Source organism: Photobacterium sanguinicancri, from assembly GCF_002265265.1.
Lineage (GTDB): Bacteria > Pseudomonadota > Gammaproteobacteria > Enterobacterales > Vibrionaceae > Photobacterium > Photobacterium sanguinicancri.
On the sequence record NZ_NOIF01000476.1, the window covers coordinates 1 to 416 of the forward strand.

At 42.8% G+C, this 416-nt stretch carries 1 rRNA gene; it reads left to right on the top strand.

The features are described 5' to 3' along the window. Positions 1-14: 14 nt before the first annotated feature. A 5S ribosomal RNA gene (rrf, locus tag ASV53_RS24690) occupies positions 15-130 on the top strand. The last annotated feature ends 286 nt before the right edge of the window (positions 131-416 follow it).

A 416-nucleotide genomic window follows, 5' to 3' on the forward strand; every position in this document is an offset into this window, starting at 1 on the left:
ATAAACCGAATTTGCTTGGCGACCATAGCATTATGGACCCACCTGATCCCATGCCGAACTCAGTAGTGAAACGTAATAGCGCCGATGGTAGTGTGGGGTCTCCCCATGTGAGAGTAGGTCATCGCCAGGCTTCAATTTTGAGAGCCCGTTGGCAACAACGGGCTTTTATTTCGCTCTAGCATCAAGCGGTGTGAGCGGAGTCAAGATAAGGTTTTTATGTTTTAATCGAATGATTAAAAAGATGAAAGTTTTATCTTGACTTAAAAGTTGAGAAGCGTATTATACGCGTCCTGACTTGCTGAAGCGTTCAGCGCTAAGGCATTGAAAGTCAACGTTCTTTAACAATTTGACCATGCAATCTGTGTGGGCACTCGTGAAATGAATAGTCAAAACTGTTCATTGTGACTTTTAAGTAA